Source organism: Coxiella-like endosymbiont (assembly GCF_030643785.1).
In the GTDB taxonomy this organism is placed as follows: Bacteria; Pseudomonadota; Gammaproteobacteria; order Coxiellales; family Coxiellaceae; genus Coxiella.
The window spans coordinates 317,733-336,573 of record NZ_CP094378.1 but is presented as its reverse complement, the minus strand read 5'-3'; the positions used below and the strand labels follow the sequence as shown (position 1 = coordinate 336,573).

Sequence of the window (18,841 nt, the reverse complement as noted above, 5' to 3'; positions counted from 1 at the left end):
AGGTCGATGAAGAAAGTAGTAAGAATTTTCTCCTATTATTAATAATAATTCAATAAAAAATACAATCCCTTTAATTAGAATATTATTATTTTTTTCATTGATTTGTAGGATAAATATAAGTTAATGATAAAAAGCTATAATAAAGGCAAAAAGTGGAATAAGGCAAAAAGTGGAATCTTTGCATACTGTAAGAAAGGAATGAGAAACTCACGTCCATATTCTATAGATCTTCGTAATAAATTCACCTTATCATAATTTGTGAGTTAGGAAATGAGTATTACTCTTAAAGAGATAGAAAAGCAAAGAAAAACTAATCAAAAGCACACCATAAAAAACCAAAGAACGGATTGCTGAGAACTTATCTTCTCTTAGGATCTTAGGACCGGAAAAAATAAAGCAATAACTAGGATGAATGGTGCAAGAGAAATGTTCGATAGTATCGCTAAAGAATAAAGCATTGCGCCCAATGAGAGCCAACTGTATTTTGCGTAAGAATGATGTGATTTAGATGAAACATGCAGATAGCAATAAGAAAGCATCAACATATAAACGGAAAGAACAGTTTGATAGCTAAAAATAAAAGTAGTCTGAGTATTGAGTAGAAAGGTGAAAGAAAGCGGCAACGTAAATGGAAGTGTCAATTTATTGAGCAAACAAAAGAAAAAACCAATACCGATAATACAGGTTGTGATAGCTTTAAGTTCTTCAAAAAATAGACAATTTTTAAATCCGAGCCTTATGTACAAGGCATTATAAAGATCTAAAAAAAACCATACCCAGAAATCAATCCATGTGCGAGCTGAGCCTAGGAATGAAGATAAAAGCCATGATCTGTACAATCGAAGCCTTTATCTGGAAGAGCATAAAACAAAAAATAAACGAGGTAGGCAAGAAAAATAGCCCAGCTTAAATACAAGAATGCTATCTTAAATACAAGAATGCTATCTTATTATAGGTTAAATCATCGATTTTTAATAGGTCTGCAGAGTCGTATTCCCATCAACCACATTAACTTGCATTTGAGTCATGGTAAAGCCTAATTATTGCAAAGAAACTGTGTCTTAACTGAAATTCATCCTCCAGTGAAGCATTGAGAAGTGGATTCTATTTTATGCACCTAACGTTGATTGTGAACGTTGAAACCTTGTCTTTAAACGATAATGCTGACACAATACGCTCCTATATAGTTAGCTAAGTACGGAGGCAAAAAAATCCTTCAGAAAATAAACTAAAATTTTAAGCTTAAGCAAACAGATCCAAAAGTAACCACTTTTAGATTAAAAATTTTAGGAATTATTTCCATACGTTACGTATATATTAGTATATATTAGGGAGAAATCAAACAGACAATGCTAAAAAAGCTTTTTAATACCTTAGAGGATTTCCTATCCTTAACAACCCACACCAAAATCTGGCTTCACTTAGGGTGGATGGACATTCGCCAACGTTATATGGGATCAGTATTAGGTCCGTTATGGATCACTTTAAATCTATCAATTTTTCTAGTAGCCTTAGGGATTGTATACTCTAGATTATTTCATCAATCACTACAAGAATATATTCCCTTCCTAACATGCGGGTTATTAGCATGGACTTTCATATCCTCGGTCATGATCGATAGCTGTGATATGTTTATCATGGCAAAACCTTACCTCTATCAAATCAAATTGCCTTTTACGCTATTCGTATATCAAACACTCTGGCGTAATATTTTGATTTTTCTTCATAATTTGGTTGTTTATCTAATGGTAATCTTCATCTTCAAAATAAAAATAACTAAATATGCTCTTTTATTTTTCCCTGGTTTTTTAATCGTTGCTTCTAATCTTATATTTATTAGCTTATTTATTGGTATAATTAGTACACGATATAGAGATATGCCTCCCCTAATCACGAGCTTGATTCAAGTATTATTTTTTATCTCTCCCATAACCTGGATGCCACATCTGGTTGAAAATGCTTCAAAAATAATTATATTTAATCCTGTGACATATCTTATTGACTTAATCAGGGCTCCGCTGCTTGGGGGTGCGCCACAAACCAATTCTTGGTATTTCGGATTGTCCTTTGTTTTAATAGGGTTTATTTTAGTTTCACTAATTTTCAACACTCAAAGGCACAAAATACCTTTTTGGTTATGATTTAGAAGATTAATAAAATGTCATCCATACACATAGAAAATCTTCACCTTGAATACCCTTTGTACGGGGTAAATAAACGTTCTCTTAAAAAGAGTATCTTAAACGCTGCTACAGGAGGAAAATTAAAACTAATAAATGGCAGTTCCGTGTCTGTAAAAGCCCTAAACGATATTTCTTTTTCTTTAAAACACGGTGATCGTTTGGGGTTAATAGGTCATAATGGTTCTGGTAAAAGCACTTTACTCAGAGTTTTAGCTGGAGTGTTTGCTCCAAAATTTGGGAAAGTTGAAATTGATGGTAAAGTCGCGTCCTTACTTGATATAAATATTGGAATACAACCTGAATTAAATGGTTATGAAAATATAAAAATTCGTGGAATGTTGTTAGGTCTTTCTAAAAAAGAAATAAAGTCTTTAATTCCAGATATTCAAGAGTTTACTGAGATAGGTGAGTATCTCGCCATGCCAATTAAAAAATATTCTACTGGTATGGCCGTTAGATTGGCATTTGCCCTTTCTACCATAGTGGATCCCGATATTCTTTTAATTGATGAAATTTTTGGTGCTGGTGATACCGCCTTTCAATTCAAAGCAAGAAAACGGATGGATAGTTTTGTTAAGAAATCGAATATCGTCGTCATGGCCTCGCATTCAAATGAAATTATAAAAACATATTGCAACAAGGTATTGTGGTTAGAACATGGGAATATGCGTAGTTTTGGAGGAGTCGAAATAATGGAAGACTCTAAAATAAGCACTTCTAAATTAGCCACAGTATCCTCATAAGATCGTGAGGAAAAAGACATGAATAGAAAAAAGCATTCGCTTCTGTTACTTTGTTATCTCGACCCACAAGGGATTGCCACAATTCCTGAAAATATAAACTACTTAAAAAGGTTTTCTAAATTTAATATTTATATATTGAATTTTTTTAAATATCAAGGACCTTATTACAAAATTCCTGCAGAAATAGATATTTCCCATTATAAGGGAATAGTCATTCATAATACAATATCCTATAATCTAGAAAATCTTCGCTACCTCGATAGCAATCTCAACACTCATTTTCGAGACTACCAGGGCTTAAAAATTTTATTTAAGCAAGACGAACAATTTAATACACGTCAAGTAGCAGAATACATTGGGCATAATAAATTCGATTTAATATTCACCTGCTTAAAAGAATTGGAAAGGCACAAAGCCTATCCTAAAGAAATAGTAGGTAATATTCAGTTTTATCAAATGCTAACAGGTTACGTCACCCCCAAAATGCGGCAATTGAGTTACCCTCTAGAGGGTCGCAAAATTGACATCGGCTATCGCGGATCAATTCAACCCTTGATTTTTGGCCAATTAGCTTACGAGAAGCGTAAAATCGGTTACGATGTACGAGTTCTTGCCAAACAAAAAGGATTAGTTATCGACATATCCAGTCGGTGGGAAGACCGCAAAAAGGGAGATGAGTGGTATAATTTTTAGGAAATTGTAAAGCCGTATTAGGCGTTGAGTCTGGAGCAAATATTTTTGATTTAGATGGTTCTTTAGAAAAGCGATTTTTAAAACTTAAATCCACTTATCAGTTGGAAAATGAAAATGATCCGGAAGTTGCTGAACGCATTCTTGAATTACTTGAATCAATTGGTGAGAAAATAGATTACAACCAGATATCACCTAGACACTTTGAAGCTGTTGCCACAAAAACTCTCCAAATCTTATATGAAGGAGAGTACTCAAATATTCTAAAGCCTTGGGTCCATTATGTACCTCTAAAAAAAGATTATTCTAATTTTGATGAAGTTTGTGATTTTTTCTCTTCTGATGAAAACAGAACAACTATCGTAGAACAAGCCTATCAAGATATTATTCTAAAACGCGATTATTGGATAGAAAATTTCGCCAAACACTTTGATATAGCAATAGATAAAATAGCAGAAAATAAAAATCTAAAATATACTATAAACATTAGATCAACAAAGCGTTCCAAGCATTTCTTGTTTCTGGATGCTGATGCTTCTTCAATCAAAAGCTATTTCTGCAAAATAAAGAAAAAGCTTTCCAATTTTGGAGCTATACATCTTCTTGCTATCAATAATCTCGGTAATGACATAGATGCTAAACAGATGCAGTATGGGACTCTTCGAATTACTGCACCCCACAACTGTGATAGACAAACTTGGTTAGAAATAAATGAAAAAAGATATTGTTCATGGCAGCTGGAACTTGTCAGGATTACTCTAATCGCGAATGCAGAAGAGAATTTAATATCTCAATTTTTAAAAACTATTGATGAGTTAAACGATTTTCATGTATTTGCCAATTATTTTGTGTATGTCAATTCTACTTTATTTTCCTTAGGTTGCCGTTTTCAAAATGTATCAGCAATTATTGCTTGTGATTTTGATGCTCTCCCTGCTAGGATAATGCTAAAAAATCTACTTAAAATACCTTTAATTTATGATATTTATAGACCATCTAATCCCTTAACGGATTTCCAATATCCAAACAATTTTTGGAATGACATGGAAAAATGCTTCCTTTCTTCCGAAGATTTAATCATCAAAGACAATAAGATTTCTTCACTAGAACTCATGAAACTGGGAAAAGTTCATAATAGATGTGTTGTGTTATTTCATTGTAAAAAATATAAATATTCATCTTTTAAACTTTCACTTAAAAAGCTTAAAGACTCAATAATTATAAAGAAGGAATCTAAATTTATTAATTATGCCAAACTAATCTGGCATAAATTCCCCTTATCAATACGCACAAAATTTGGTCCCTTAATAGTATCTCAAATAAATCGAATATTCAAAATTGAATTTGGAAATGAAAATCCCTGAACTTTTACAGCCATCAATCCCTCGCATATCCTTTTTTATCAAAAGTTAATGACAAAAGAAAATTACGATGCTCACTTCGGTAGAGCTAAATTCATTATCTTATCGCATCAAAGCATTTTGATAATAAAGACATCTCAAATATTGAAATTTCAGCGCCAAGATAACTACAATTTAATCGAATTGCTTTATTTAAAGCATCTAGCATCTAGTATATTGACATTGACCTTAAACAATCCTCTTAATGAGGATGGATGTACCGATAAACTGTTATAATTATAAATCATTACATGTACGGGGATCCCCGCCCGATTTCAACATTCTTTTGAATCGATTTAGAACTTTTTCTGGATTTTGTATATAGTGAATAACATGGGAACTATGAATATGATCAATTAAATCAGCCTCAAATGGTAACTTTGAAGAGTTCTCATCTAAGCGGACCTAATTCTACCTCTATATTTATTTACTTCTAATTGACTTTACTTCTAATTGACACCTTGCCTCTTCAAGAGAAGGGAATGAAACATCAGCATCTATTAGCTTTTTGGGTTTGGAATAATAGCCAAAACCAATTAAATCGTGATCAGGCCCACAAACAAAGTCTAAAATGACTTTATTGCCATAGCCTTTTACAGGCATATCAATTCTATATAAATTCTATACTATATAAATTCTATATAATTAGAATTGCATTATAATTATAATTCATTTAGAATGTTTCATCTTCTTTCCAGAATTTAGCACTTTTTCTATGTAATTTTTTGCTTAGGATAACATCTAATAACTCCCTTGTAACTTAATAGTTAAAGAAAAGTTTCCATTATTCACTCTATCTGGTTTCTAGGCGGCAAACAAGCTTCAAATATCGGGGACTTCTCATTACGAATCGATTCCACGATAAAACTTGCCTTAACAAGGATAAGACTGACACAATATGCCATTAAAATGATAAAATAACTCCCTAAATAAAGGAAAGTACTTACACAATTAAAATGAAATTGTAAAGTGGTGGGTCTTTACAAATTTTTTAAAAGATTTTCTATGTTAAATATTAAGGTAAATTTATTTCAAAAGCAAAAATTTTTGTTGTTCTTAAAAATTGTTTTAATGAGCATTACTCTGTCAATAACAATTAAATCCGTTGGATTGCCAGAAAAAACACCATTTTTATCCAAAGCAATATTGAACATAATTGAGAAAAACCCGAATACTATATACACCTACTATAAGAAATATGAAGCCACCTTTACTACAGCGTTAGGAAAACCGTTTTCTCAGTTAAATGATATGGGTCGAAAAATAGTTTTTGCAACTCTTGTGGCTTATAAATTAAAGCCTTATGGTGTCTGCTCACCCCCATCTTCTTCCCATTCTCTCCAGATAGACTTATCATGTTCATCTTTAGTTTGCTCAGATTATGTCAGGATAACCTATGAATTATATCGATTGCTGCATCCGATTGCTCCGATAAAAATAATATTTGTCGGTTGGAACGGCGGAATCATCGAAAATCATGTGCAAATTTTTACCAAATATACAGGAATCCCTTTACTTCTTGATCCCACTATCGGCCTCATAGCAAAAGCTACTTTTGATCAAGTTGCTTCAGGGCATAAAATTCCATCCGCCGAAATGATAAATTTCTATTCAAGAAATGATATCGACACGTTTTTTCATACCGTCATTGGAAGTCTAAACACTGGCAGCTATAAACCATCAGATCTTCTCTATTACTTCGAAAATTATCAATCTTTTCTTAATTCTACTGATAATAGAAACTATTGGGCAACCCCACAAGCAACTTCTCTACATATCCAATCTAAGGAATTGAATCAATACGGTCCTTACGCTTATTACATATCCCCTTTGAATTATGCGTCCCAAACAATGCTGAAACAACCTCTCGCGGAAGGGTGGAAGTCTGAATATTCTGCACTTAATCGCTGGTTTAAAGCTGAAAGCGCGATATCAATAAAAAATTTTAATCACTCTTTTTTAATAAAAACTAGCAATACAGCAATGGGTTATCAACTTATATCACCGACTTTTCAATTAAACCCAGGAACTTACTTTCTTATTTTAAATGGTCTCGTTTTAAATGGAGGAATTCGTATAGGTATGGCTCAAATGCAATGTGACAAAGCACCTAAAAACCAAACCCCTAGATGTAATGAAAAGAAATTTATCTCATTATACAGTTACATAGATAAGCAATTTGCTAAAAAGTCCAAAATTATATTTATCCCTATAGAATTGTCCCATACCTTAGATATTCGCTTAGTATTGTTAAATTTAACTTTAAAACCTCAATCTTCTCTATGGAAAATAAAATACATCACTATAAAAAAAGTCAAATAGAATCGTGCAACCTACAACCTAAGTTAAATGGCTAAATTTTTTTTGCCAGAAAGAAGAATTCATCTCAATTTAAGAGAAGTATGTTTCTTTTCTAAGTTATTTTTTAAAAAAGTTCTAGATAATAGAAAAAACATACATTATACTTTTGAAAAAGCTTCAAATTTAGACAAACACAGATTATGTGCGGTATCGCAGGGATCATATCTCTTAACAACATCTCACTTAATTCGGATTTCTTAATCGAGAAAATGAAGAATGCTTTGCTCCATAGAGGACCAGATGGTGAAGGAACTTGGTATTCATCTGACCGTCGTGTGTTTTTAGGTCATAGACGACTTTCAATTATCGATTTGACAAATCATGCTGCACAACCTATGCTCAGTCATGATGGTCGTTATGTATTGACTTACAACGGTGAAATTTACAACTATATAGAACTTCGTAAAAAATGTGAAAAAAGAAAAAGCATTTTTAATTCCAATTCCGACACTGAAGTTATTCTCGAATGCTTTCGTCATTGGGGACACAATGCTTTTTCTTTATTTATTGGAATGTGGGCCTTAGCACTATATGATTTGATCGAAAAAAAATTATTTTATCGAGAGATCAATTCGCTATAAAGCCACTTTATTACGGAATTGTTCAAAATAATTTATTTTTTGCCTCTGAACCCAAAGCTTTAAGAGCCGCTCATTCAACATTTAATGAAATTGACGATGTATCCATCCAACTTTTTATTGAAAATTCCTTTTTAGAAAGAAAGGATTGGACGTTTTTTAAATACATTAAACGATTTCCCCATGCACATTACAGTATTATCGATCTAAACAAACCGCTTGGAAAATTAAATTTTATTCGCTATTGGGCTCCTTCTCAAAAGATCAAAAAAATCTCCTTAAGCAATGCAGCATTAAATTTGCGTCATCTTATTATTCAAAGTATTAAACTTCATATGCGAAGTGACGTTCAGATAGGTTCTTGTCTAAGTGGCGGTATCGATTCTTCAACAATTGTCTCTATTGCTAGCGGCTTGCAAAAAGGAAAACCTCTTCAAACTTTTACTATCCATTATCCAAATCATACCCATCTTAATGAGTCTCATTGGGCAAAAAGAGTTGTTGAATTATCTGGAGCTATAGCAACATATGTCGAGCCCACCTATAAATCTTTTCAAAATGAATTATCTAAGTTAATTTCTATTCAAGATGAGCCTTTTGGAAGTATCAGCATTTTTGCTCAATATACGATTTTTAAACAAATTTCTACTTCCCAAACAAAAGTAATTTTGGATGGTCAAGGACCAGATGAAATGCTTGCAGGTTATCTAGGTTATCTACCTATTTATCTAAATTCTTTGCTGAATAAAGGAAATTATGTTCTTTACCGCCAAGAATTGCGAGCAGCAAAAAAGAGAATGAATATCTCCCTTGAGAAAAAATCATTCTCTAATTTTGTTAAATATTATCTAAAGACTAAATGCAATAATTTATTAAATCCAAATTTATCTATAAATTCTAAAAGTGAATTTGTTGATGAGTATGAACACAGATTATCTCAACTTAACCAGCCTCAAGGGGATTTTGAGGAGCAACTCAAAGATTTGGTTTGTGATTCAAACTTACCACAACTGCTCCGATATGAGGATAGGAATTCCATGGCATTTTCTATAGAATCTCGCGTTCCTTTTATTTCCAAAGACATCGTTGAATTTTGTTTATCCCTTCCTGTATCGCTTAGAATAAATAAAGGCTACACTAAAGCCGTTTTACGAGAAGCTATAAAAGGCATAGTCCCAGAGGATGTTAGACTGCGAGTAGATAAATTGGGTTTTCCTGCTCCGGAAGTCGATTGGCTAAAGAAAACATTCCAAATAAATATATCATCCACAGGCAGTCGAGAATGGAGAGAAATTATTACTTTAAAATGGAAACAATATGTCTTGAATGCGATATAGACTAATCAGAAAAAGAAATAGAATGACAATTAATCAAACCTTAGAGACACTGAAAAGTAAAATAGACAGCATCGTTATGTTCACCTGGTCTAATTGGCATACAGAAATGCGAAGCAATCGCTATCATTATTCAAAACGCTTATCGATCATAGCCCCTGTAATCTTTATTCAAGCTGATCTTGATAAACCGGCTTATAAGTTTGAAGAAACTGAACTATCTAATGTCATCTTATTGCATATATATAATGAATATGGTTCGATCCAAAATCAGTTACTTACCCAAGCATTAAAAGAAAAAAATATAAATTGGCCTCTCGCTTGGATTTATAATTGCAATTTTTGGGAATTCATCCATTCAACTTATTTTCCTTTTGTAGTCTATCATGCTACCGAAGCTTTTTATTCCGATGACGGTCCCGTAGCTTTTCAGAAGGAAACATCCTTATATAATCGGGACCAACTAGCATTAAAAGCAACCGATTTATTAATCTGTGTATCACAAGGTGTTCAAGAAAGCTACCATACTAACGGTAACTATATAGGTTCCTCTATTGTTATAAACAATGGTTGTGATTATCAATTTTATTCCTTATCTGCGCGAAAAAATATTCCAACACAAAAAAATATAGCTTTCTATCAGGGTAATATTTTTAACAAACTTGATTATGGTCTACTCAATCAACTCGTAAAGAGAATGAAGGATTGGCAATTTGTATTTTGTGGAAAAGTCGTTTTTGAAAATGATCAAGGTTGGAAAAATCTTATATCTCATGAAAATGTAAAATATTTGGGATTAATGCAGCTCGAACAACTTAGAGAAATAGCCTATCGATCAACAGTGGGGATTATTCCATTCGTGCAAAAAAACTTTATCAAAGTATCTTTCCCTCTGAAAACATACGAATATTTAGCTAGTGGTTTACCAGTGGTAAGCACACCGATTGATAATTTAATAAAAGAAGATAAAGAAAAAGTTATCCATTTTGCATCTAATGTAGACGGCTTTGAGAAAGCAATTCGTCAAGCTGGTAAAGAGCGTTTTGACAAGGACCTACTTGAAAAACGACTTTTAACTGCAAAAAGAACATCCTATGATAAACGATTCAAGCTGTGTGTTAATGCAATCGTACAGGGCCTGGAAGAGATAAAAATCCATCCTAAAACGATTGAAGATAAAAAATTAAATATATTAATTTTCTATTACCCAAATCCAAAGGGCCTTGAAAACATAAAAAATTATACTAAATTTATAAAACACAATGTTTATTTTCTTTCGAGTCAATTCGTAGTTCAATCCATTATTCAAGAGCCAGAGAGCCTTAATTTCTTTGATGGATTAGTTATTGATTTCTCAGCAATTCTTGCTAACCACTCCCTGACTATTTTCATGGAATATGCGAAGTCGCTTCAGAATTATCGCGGCTTCAAAATTCTTTGCCTCCGTGAACAAACATCACATTTTCAATCAAATTTAGAAGAGCTTATTAGACCCCATGTGAATGTTCTCTCTACTAAGAAAAATAAATCAATAAAATTCATTAAAAAATCCCCAATTGGAGAAATAAATCTTGGCACTTATAATAATTTAACAAATTATTTCCTTGCACTTTCAACTATGTTCAACAGAAATGTTCCTGCAAGAAGAATCTCTAAACCAGAAACAATTTATACTCATATTATAGATCTCTATTCCAGAACAAACAAAAAATTTTTTAGAAAAAAATATACATCCCAGGAATCATTAAAGAAATCTCTCTACTCAGCTATCCAATCGATAAAAAAAACAATGGAAAAATGAAAATTTTAAAATTAATAATAAAAAGACAAATTTTAAAAATGATCCAATATCAATTTGTTTCTAAGTTATTAAGGATAATTAAGCGAATTTTTCCCGACCCTTATAATAATCTAAAAAAATTTATAAAAACGCGGTTCGCTTTGGATTAAGCTCTATTTTTTTGAAAAATAGTCAAGTAAGTTTTAACTTATAGAGATAATCAGTATTATGAGATTAATACATTATTCATCCGCCCATAAACATCCTCAAACCGCACAATATCGTCTTCTCCTAGATAATGGCCACTTTGCACCTCAATCATTAATAAGGGTTGGTCACTGGCATTGCTCAATCGATGTTTGGTTTCTTTTTCGATATAAGTAGATTGATTAGAAAATAAACGAAAGCGATCTTCTCCATTAACAACTTCGGCTTCGCCGCTGACCACAACCCAATGCTCGGAACGACAATGATGTAACTGCAAGGAAAGCGCTGCGCGAGGATTAACCACTAAATATTTTACCTGATATCCCAAACCTGAAGCTAATTTTTCATAATACCCCCACGGACGATAAATTCGTTTATGCTCAGTAGCAACAGAATCTTGTTGCAACTTCATCTGTTCTACAGCAGTTTTTACTTCTTGGGCATGATCTTTATCAATCACCAAAATAGCGTCGGGAGTACTTACAATCACTTGATCCTTCACACCAATGACAACTACTCGCCTGCCTTCAGAACTAACTAAACAATTCTGGCATTTGCTCATCAGCACATTGCCATATTGGACATTACCCTCAGTATCAGGCTTCCCTGTTTCCCTAACCGCTGACCAACAGCCAAGATCATTCCATTGAGTGCAAAGCGGCAACATAATTGCCTTATTGGTTTTCTCCATAAGCTCATAATCAATAGAGCCTTCTCGACAGGAATTAAAATCTTTACTCACTCGGAAAAATTCAGATTGTTTCTTTGTAACTCGAAAAGCCTTTTGAGTTTCAATAAAAATATCATTGGCTAAATTTTCTAATTCAGTTAGGTACGTCTGAGCTTTAAATAAAAACATACCACTATTCCAATAAAATCTTCCTTGGGAAATGAAATTTTTTGCTTTTTGAAATGAGGGCTTTTCGATAAAGCGACTCACCCGAAATCCGGTTGCGAACGGGTCTCCTTTTTCGATATATCCATAACCGGTTTTAGGCGAATGGGGTTCAACACCAAATATAACAAGATGATTTTGTTCAGCTAAGTGAAGCGCTGTTTCTACTGTGCTTTTAAAAGCAACGTGATCACTTAAGTAATGATCTGAAGGTAATACGAGTAAGGTAGTAGGGTCTATATACTTGCAGACATATTGAGCAGCTAAAGCAAGGGCTGGAGCTGTATTTTTTGGATAAGGCTCTAAAATGTAATGAACATTCGTAAAACCAATGGCCTCCAATTGATCTCGACATAAAAAATAATAATTTTCATTTGTAACTACGATTAAATCCGAAATGCCAGAAACATATCGGGCTCTTTCCGCCGTTTTTTGCAGCAAAGATAGATCATCAAATAACTTACAAAATTGTTTTGGATAGCTTTCCCGAGAAACAGGCCACAATCGGCTCCCAATACCCCCAGCTAATAAAACAGGTATGATTTGCTTTTCCAAGTGTGTCCCTCCAGCAGGAGCTTAGGCCAACTAATAAGATCAGAAATGGGGTGGACGATGGGACTCGAACCCACGACAACCGGAATCACAATCCGGAGCTCTACCGACTGAGCTACGCCCACCATTAAGTCATTTACTTCATATCACAATTAATTATTTTTTACCCGGAGCATTACTCTGCCTTCAGTCCTCTGAAACGCGCCCGGCAGGATTCGAACCTGCTACCCTCAGCTTAGAAAGCCGATGCTCTATCCGAGTGAGCTACGGGCGCGCATACCGTTAGTTATAATCACGTAACCACGCTTGAGGGTCAAGTTTAAGTTGGAAATCAAACTCAAACAAAAAATCACCACGCAGTGATGCGTCGTCTCTCTTCCTAGCTTCTGAATCGGGGTAGAGGGATTTGAACCCCCGACATCCTGCTCCCAAAGCAGGCGCGCTACCAGACTGCGCTATACCCCGCGCGGGTCTTAAGAAAGAAAACATGATACTGTCGATGTTAAAATGCGTCAACAGAGATTCCTTGCTAAAGAAAACCTTATTTATTTTTTCAGGCAGAAAACCTTGCATAGACAATCCACCGAACATAAGACTTCTTTCGTATAAGGAATATCTGTTATTATTCAGCAACTGAAACTAAAGGGATGCCCCCTAATGAGTAACCTCCAGCGCCTTATCAAAAAGGCTTATCATAACAAAGACGAATTCACTAGCAACACTACTCCGAACAAAATTCGTGAAGCTGTACATCAAACTATAGAACTACTGGATCGGGGAGAAATTCGTATTGCTGAAAAACGTAACGAGCAATGGAGTACCAATGAATGGGCTAAAATGGCCATTTTACTTTATTTTAAAATCGAACCTCTCAAAACTTTTAAAGGGGGTTACGCTTCCTTCTATGATAAAATCCCTTTAAAGAACGATCACCAAGCGGAATTCAGTGAACAAGGGATCCGCATTGTTCCCCATGCAATCGTACGGAAAGGCGCTTATTTAGCCCGGAATACGGTACTTATGCCAAGTTATATCAATATTGGTGCCTATGTCGATTCAGGAAGCTTGATTGACACCTGGGCCACCGTGGGCTCTTGCGCGCAAATTGGAAAAAATGTTCATCTTTCTGGTGGTGCTGGCATTGGTGGCGTTCTCGAACCTTTGCAGGCGCATCCTACTATCATTGAAGATGACTGTTTTATTGGTGCGCGCTCTGAAATTGTAGAGGGCGTTATTGTTGAAAAAGGTGCCGTTATTTCCATGGGTGTGTTCATCGGCCAAAGTACCCCTATTTATAATCGACTCACCAAACAAATTACTTACGGACGAATTCCTTCTGGTTCTGTAGTTATATCGGGGAGCCTTCCTTCTCCAGAAGGAAATTACAACCGATATAGCACGATCATAATTAAACAAGTGGATGAAAAAACTCGAAATAAAATTTCCCTAAATGAACTTTTACGCGAAAATTAATATGAACGACACACTAAAACTTTTAAAACAACTCATCGAACGTCCTTCTATCACTCCCCATGACGCTGGTTGCCAAGACATTTTAATTGAACGCTTAACCTCCACAGGATTTCAATACGAACGTTTACCCTTTGCAGAAGTCAACAATCTATGGGCTTGGCACGGTAAAAGCTCACCGCTCATTATTTTCGCAGGCCACACTGATGTTGTCCTGCCCGGAGATGAAACACAATGGGTGTCCCCCCCTTTACTCCTACAGAAAAAAACGGATATCTTTATGGCCGAGGAGCTGCTGACATGAAAAGTGGGTTAGCCGCTATGGTTGTTGCCGCCCAAAAATTTGTTAAGCAATACCCCGATCATAACGGTACAATTGGATTCATCATTACCAGTGATGAAGAAGGCCCAGCAAAAAATGGAACGCGTAAGGTAGTGGAGTATTTACAAAAAAAGAATATAAAAATGGATTATTGTATCGTGGGTGAAGCCAGCAGCAATAAAACCTTGGGCGATGCCATTAAAATCGGCCGGCGAGGATCACTTCACGGTTACCTCACTATTTTCGGCAAGCAAGGCCATATCGCCTACCCAAATTTAGCTGATAATCCCATTCATTGCTGTTTTCAAGCATTTGATGTTCTATTAACAAAAACAACTTGGGATAAAGGAAATGATTATTTTACCCCTACTTCGTTGCAGTTTTATAATATTGAAGCAGACGGTGGGGCCGCTAATATCATTCCAGCAAAATTAAAAGCCAAATTTAATTTTCGTTTTGCCCCTATCCATTCTCCAGAAATACTTCAAAAAAATTCGAAACGATTCTCGACCAACAACAGCTCAAATATGAGATTCAATGGAACCTCTCCAGCCAACCTTTTTTAGCGGGAATGGCAAATTAGCAGCCATCACCCGTGAGACCATTAAAGAAATTTGCCAGCATGAGACTGAACCCAATACATATGGTGGAACTTCCGATGGCCAATTTCTGGCTGCTGCTGGTTGTGAAGTCGTTGAACTAGGGTCTGTCAATAAAACCGCTCATCACGTTAATGAGAATACTACCATTGCAGATCTCAATAATCTTTCTGAGATATATTTCCAGATCCTTCGGCGAACCCTTTCTTAATACTATTTTAAGATCAAATAGTTATATTACCTTTTAGACAAATTATGCGGAATTCCCGGAAGTAGGCTTTTTCAACTCAGACCACTTTGCAAAAAGGGGGATCCCTGGAACGTACCACACTACCGCAAACAAGATGAGTCCGCGGGGGACTAACTTATTGCACTTATCGGCATTCTAGTTTAATCTTGGATCACTTTCGCGTTATTGTGGGAATAACTGAGAAATAGGATATCTGGAACGTGACAGGAGGGGTGCTCGAGTGGTTGAAGAGGCACGACTGGAAATCGTGTGTACGCTAACCCGTACCGAGGGTTCGAATCCCTCCCTCTCCGCCATCTGACTAGTTATAATCTATTATATAATTATGGATGGAGACACCCCCCATCTATGGCCAATCTTGGCGCACAGATGGACGTTTTGGAATATGATACGATATGTATATGCTGAGTTCAGTGGCCACGGAGGTCCCCTTTCGTGACAGATTGCCGTAAACCCCGCCAGGCCCGGAAGGGAGCAACGGTAACGGTGGATTTGGTTGCCGGGTGTGGCTTTTGTGGCTACTTTTTTTAGGAATGGATTAATATGGTTCATCAAGTCTTAGCACGAAAATGGCGTCCTCGATGCTTTCAAGAAGTGATTGGTCAAGTGCCGGTTATTCAGACCCTAAGTAACGCTCTTAATCAACAATATCTCCATCACGCTTATCTATTCACCGGCACCCGGGGCGTAGGTAAAACCACTTTAGGACGACTACTCGCTAAATGTCTTAATTGTGAAAAAGGCATTACCGCTAATCCTTGCAATATCTGTAGAAGTTGTAAGGAAATCGATTCCGGTCGATTCCCAGATCTTTTTGAAGTAGATGCGGCTTCTCGCACCAAAGTAGAAGATACGCGAGAGTTACTGGATAATATTCAATATACGCCAGCGAAAGGCCGGTTTAAAGTATATCTAATTGACGAAGTGCACATGCTTTCAGGTCATAGCTTTAACGCCTTGTTAAAAACTTTAGAAGAACCGCCTAGCCATGTTAAATTCATCCTTGCCACTACAGAGCATCATAAATTACCCATAACCATCTTATCCCGCTGCTTACAGTTTCACCTCACCCCGCTCTTACCGGCCCAAATTACCACTCATTGTCAAAGCATCTTACAAAAAGAGAATATTGAATTTGAAAAGGCCGCACTCGATCTATTAGCTCGAGCTGCTAATGGAAGCGTTCGCGACGCTTTGAGTCTTTTAGATCAAGGGATAGCTTATGGGAATGGGAAGGTCCTTACAGCCGATATGAAGACTATGCTCGGAATCATTGAACCGACTTTATTGTTTGATATCCTAGACTCCCTTATCCGTAAAGAAGGAAAGGATCTGCTGAACTGTATCAACAAACTATCCCAACAAGGAGCAGATTTTTCTAATGCTCTTAGCGAATTATTGGCCTTACTTCACCAAATTGCGGTTATTCAAGCCGTTCCTGACGCCCAAATTGAAAACGATAATGAACAACGACTACGCCAACTAGCGAACCTCCTTCATGGCGAAGATGTGCAGCTCTTCTATCAAATTGGCCTATTAGGGCAACGAGATTTACCCTATTCTCCCAACCCACAAATGGGATTTGAAATGACGCTATTACGAATGCTTGCCTTTTATCCTGAATCGACGTCGCCAGCAATTAAAAATAAACCGTCTCAAAAAACCACCAGCTCAACGCACTCTTCTTCATCATCTAAAGAAATTCAATGGCATCATCTATTACCTCAATTAAATTTGACAGGCGCTGCTCTTGCTTTAGCACAACAATGCAGTTTCAACCGAAAAACTGAAACGCATTTGCATTTAACTTTAAATCCCAAACAAAAACCCTTGCTGCAAGAAAAACAGGTCCAAAGAATCTCAGAAGGAGTAAGTAAATATTTTAATCGATCCATCAGTGTGAAAATTGATATCAGCGAAAATTCCGGAGAAACACCCTCTGCCATCGTTGAAAAAGTAGCTCAAAATCGCCAGACGGAAGCGGAAAAAAGAATTTTAAATGATCATCAGATTCAACGAATAATGCAAACTTTTAACGCGACTGTTGTAAAGGAAAGTATTATTTCGCATGAAAAAAAGCATAAAAGACAGGATAAAAATGATAACTATCCAAATTGAGTGGAGGTATTTCAATGGCAACATTACCAGAAACCGATAATCGCCCTACTGGCAGACATCAAAAAACAGAATTATAGACATGCAACAACAGGTGCAGTAAAAAAGTTCGGATTACAATGACAGAGACTTATAATTTTGAAAATATTGAATTTAACGAGCGCGCATTACAAGGCAGGGTTAAGGAATTTAAATGGCGTATTCGCGAAGCCTGGAAAAATTTGAGCGAAGCTATTCAAAAAAACTACCCAATTCAAGACAATCGAACTTCTTCAAAATATGCGTATACCTGATGATATTCGCAATATTTCCATAGAAGAAGGTGGAAAAGGAGAAGGTGGTCGACAAAAAGCCATTACGGACGGAGTTCTACTAACTAAGAGAGAAATCTTTGTTTAGCCCACTGATAAAAGAGCTTATAACTTCGCTTCAAAGCTTACCCAGCGTGGGGCCCAAATCTGCGCAACGGATGGCTTTTCATCTTCTTGCAAAATCCAGACGAGCTAAGGGATTGGCTTTGGCTGAATCTTTACAATCCGCTATTAGCCAAGTGGGAGAGTGTCAATTATGCCGGATTTACACTGAGCAAGATGTATGTGACATTTGTGGTAATCCAAAACGTAATCCGACTCTCTTATGCGTAGTAGAAAGTCCAGTCGACGTAGCTGCCCTCGAGCAAACTCAGATCTATTCAGGTCGTTATTTTGTGCTTCAAGGACGTCTTTCTCCATTAGATGGCATAGGGCCCTACGAAATTGGAATTCCTATTCTCCTTGAACGCTTGCGGAACGAAACCATCACAGAACTCATTATCGCTACCAATGCAACTATGGAAGGCAAAGCAACGGCACATTATATTGCAAATCACATCGATCAGACTAAAATAAAGTGTTCGCGCATTGCCCATGGCGTGCCAATTGGTGGTGAATTGGAATACCTCGACGGTGGTACATTAAGTTACGCGTTCCATTCCAGAGTACCTGTTGAAAATTACAATTAAATTGAAGAGGCGACAATGATTGGTGGCAAATTTGATCTCGGTAATTTGATGAAAAATGCAAAAAAATTCAGGAGATGATGCAGAAAGCGCAGGAAAAATTATCGAAAATTGAAGTTACCGGTGAATCGGGTGCTGGCATGGTTCAAGTAACCCTTACAGCTCAACATGAAGTCATCAACCTTATTCTCTCTGACGAACTTCTAAAAGAATCAAAAGAAGTTATTGAAGATCTCATCAAAGCCGCTTTAAACCATGCCAATCAAAAAGTTATTAAAATTACTCAAGAAAAAGTAATGTCTGCCGCTAGCCTCTTTGGTAGCGACGAAGAAAGCGAAAAATAATTCCGTAATTGCTGAATTTTA

13 protein-coding genes, 4 tRNA genes, 1 other RNA gene and 4 pseudogenes are annotated in these 18,841 nt (G+C 35.9%); 16 read left to right on the top strand and 6 right to left on the bottom strand.

The annotated features are described in order from the left end of the window. The first annotated feature begins 1,349 nt into the window (after positions 1-1,349). From MRH55_RS01745 to MRH55_RS01730, 4 genes are all read left to right on the top strand, one after another. Entirely contained in the window at positions 1,350-2,141 is a 792-nt protein-coding gene (locus tag MRH55_RS01745) for an ABC transporter permease (protein WP_304985771.1), read from the top strand. 17 nt (positions 2,142-2,158) lie between these two features. Continuing rightward, positions 2,159-2,926 (top strand): ABC transporter ATP-binding protein, encoded by a 768-nt coding sequence (locus MRH55_RS01740; RefSeq protein ID WP_304985770.1) that lies wholly within the window; start codon positions 2,159-2,161, stop codon positions 2,924-2,926. 135 nt (positions 2,927-3,061) lie between these two features. Beyond that, the gene (locus tag MRH55_RS01735; protein WP_304985769.1) at positions 3,062-3,619 is read left to right on the top strand and encodes a hypothetical protein; all 558 of its coding nucleotides are present in this window, start codon (positions 3,062-3,064) and stop codon (positions 3,617-3,619) included. 101 nt (positions 3,620-3,720) lie between these two features. Then, complete coding sequence (locus tag MRH55_RS01730; RefSeq protein ID WP_304985768.1) at positions 3,721-4,980, top strand: hypothetical protein; 1,260 nt, start codon at positions 3,721-3,723, stop codon at positions 4,978-4,980. A gap of 273 nt (positions 4,981-5,253) precedes the next feature. On the opposite strand, the gene MRH55_RS07575 is transcribed toward MRH55_RS01730, so the two are convergent. Together MRH55_RS07575 and MRH55_RS01725 are read right to left on the bottom strand one after the other, a co-directional pair. Beyond that, positions 5,254-5,364 (bottom strand): methyltransferase domain-containing protein, encoded by a 111-nt coding sequence (locus MRH55_RS07575; RefSeq protein WP_369421461.1) that lies wholly within the window; start codon positions 5,362-5,364, stop codon positions 5,254-5,256. 75 nt (positions 5,365-5,439) lie between these two features. Further along, entirely contained in the window at positions 5,440-5,619 is a 180-nt protein-coding gene (locus MRH55_RS01725; protein ID WP_304985767.1) for a hypothetical protein, read from the bottom strand. 402 nt (positions 5,620-6,021) lie between these two features. On the opposite strand from MRH55_RS01725, the gene MRH55_RS01720 reads away from it, so the two are divergent. From MRH55_RS01720 to MRH55_RS01705, 4 genes and pseudogenes are all read left to right on the top strand, one after another. Continuing rightward, positions 6,022-7,338 carry a hypothetical protein gene (locus MRH55_RS01720; RefSeq protein WP_304985766.1) on the top strand — a complete coding sequence of 439 codons (1,317 nt, stop codon included), beginning with the start codon at positions 6,022-6,024 and terminating at the stop codon, positions 7,336-7,338. A gap of 179 nt (positions 7,339-7,517) precedes the next feature. Beyond that, positions 7,518-7,963: pseudogene (locus MRH55_RS01715) on the top strand (asparagine synthetase B family protein); the annotation flags it as partial. Beyond that, entirely contained in the window at positions 7,955-9,292 is a 1,338-nt protein-coding gene (locus tag MRH55_RS01710) for an asparagine synthetase B family protein (protein ID WP_369421459.1), read from the top strand. The pseudogene MRH55_RS01715 and the gene MRH55_RS01710, both read left to right, overlap by 9 nt. Positions 9,293-9,314: 22 nt before the next feature. Next, positions 9,315-11,090 (top strand): glycosyltransferase, encoded by a 1,776-nt coding sequence (locus MRH55_RS01705; protein ID WP_304985764.1) that lies wholly within the window; start codon positions 9,315-9,317, stop codon positions 11,088-11,090. Between the two features lie 205 nt (positions 11,091-11,295). On the opposite strand, the gene MRH55_RS01700 is transcribed toward MRH55_RS01705, so the two are convergent. From MRH55_RS01700 to MRH55_RS01685, 4 genes are all read right to left on the bottom strand, one after another. Next, positions 11,296-12,726 carry a mannose-1-phosphate guanylyltransferase/mannose-6-phosphate isomerase gene (locus MRH55_RS01700; protein ID WP_304985763.1) on the bottom strand — a complete coding sequence of 477 codons (1,431 nt, stop codon included), beginning with the start codon at positions 12,724-12,726 and terminating at the stop codon, positions 11,296-11,298. A 46-nt stretch (positions 12,727-12,772) separates the two neighbouring features. Next, positions 12,773-12,848: transfer RNA gene (locus tag MRH55_RS01695), tRNA-His, on the bottom strand. A gap of 75 nt (positions 12,849-12,923) precedes the next feature. Further along, a tRNA-Arg gene (locus tag MRH55_RS01690) sits at positions 12,924-12,997 on the bottom strand. Positions 12,998-13,114: 117 nt separating this feature from the next. Continuing rightward, positions 13,115-13,188 (bottom strand) — tRNA-Pro (locus MRH55_RS01685). A gap of 192 nt (positions 13,189-13,380) precedes the next feature. On the opposite strand from MRH55_RS01685, the gene dapD reads away from it, so the two are divergent. The 8 genes and pseudogenes from dapD (at position 13,381) to MRH55_RS01645 (ending at position 18,820) form a co-directional block, all read left to right on the top strand. Then, the gene (gene dapD / locus MRH55_RS01680) at positions 13,381-14,196 is read left to right on the top strand and encodes a 2,3,4,5-tetrahydropyridine-2,6-dicarboxylate N-succinyltransferase (protein WP_304985762.1); all 816 of its coding nucleotides are present in this window, start codon (positions 13,381-13,383) and stop codon (positions 14,194-14,196) included. Position 14,197: 1 nt separating this feature from the next. After that, a pseudogene (gene dapE, locus MRH55_RS01675) lies at positions 14,198-15,325 on the top strand (succinyl-diaminopimelate desuccinylase). Between the two features lie 245 nt (positions 15,326-15,570). Then, positions 15,571-15,660 (top strand) — tRNA-Ser (locus tag MRH55_RS01670). A gap of 124 nt (positions 15,661-15,784) precedes the next feature. Then, positions 15,785-15,882, top strand: an RNA gene (gene ffs / locus MRH55_RS01665) — signal recognition particle sRNA small type. A gap of 25 nt (positions 15,883-15,907) precedes the next feature. Further along, complete coding sequence (gene dnaX, locus MRH55_RS01660; RefSeq protein WP_304985761.1) at positions 15,908-17,482, top strand: DNA polymerase III subunit gamma/tau; 1,575 nt, start codon at positions 15,908-15,910, stop codon at positions 17,480-17,482. A gap of 98 nt (positions 17,483-17,580) precedes the next feature. Continuing rightward, a pseudogene (locus MRH55_RS01655) lies at positions 17,581-17,878 on the top strand (YbaB/EbfC family nucleoid-associated protein); the annotation flags it as partial. Next, complete coding sequence (gene recR, locus MRH55_RS01650) at positions 17,871-18,479, top strand: recombination mediator RecR (RefSeq protein ID WP_304985760.1); 609 nt, start codon at positions 17,871-17,873, stop codon at positions 18,477-18,479. The pseudogene MRH55_RS01655 and the gene recR, both read left to right, overlap by 8 nt. Before the next feature lie 15 nt (positions 18,480-18,494). Next, a pseudogene (locus MRH55_RS01645) lies at positions 18,495-18,820 on the top strand (YbaB/EbfC family nucleoid-associated protein). Positions 18,821-18,841: the final 21 nt, after the last annotated feature.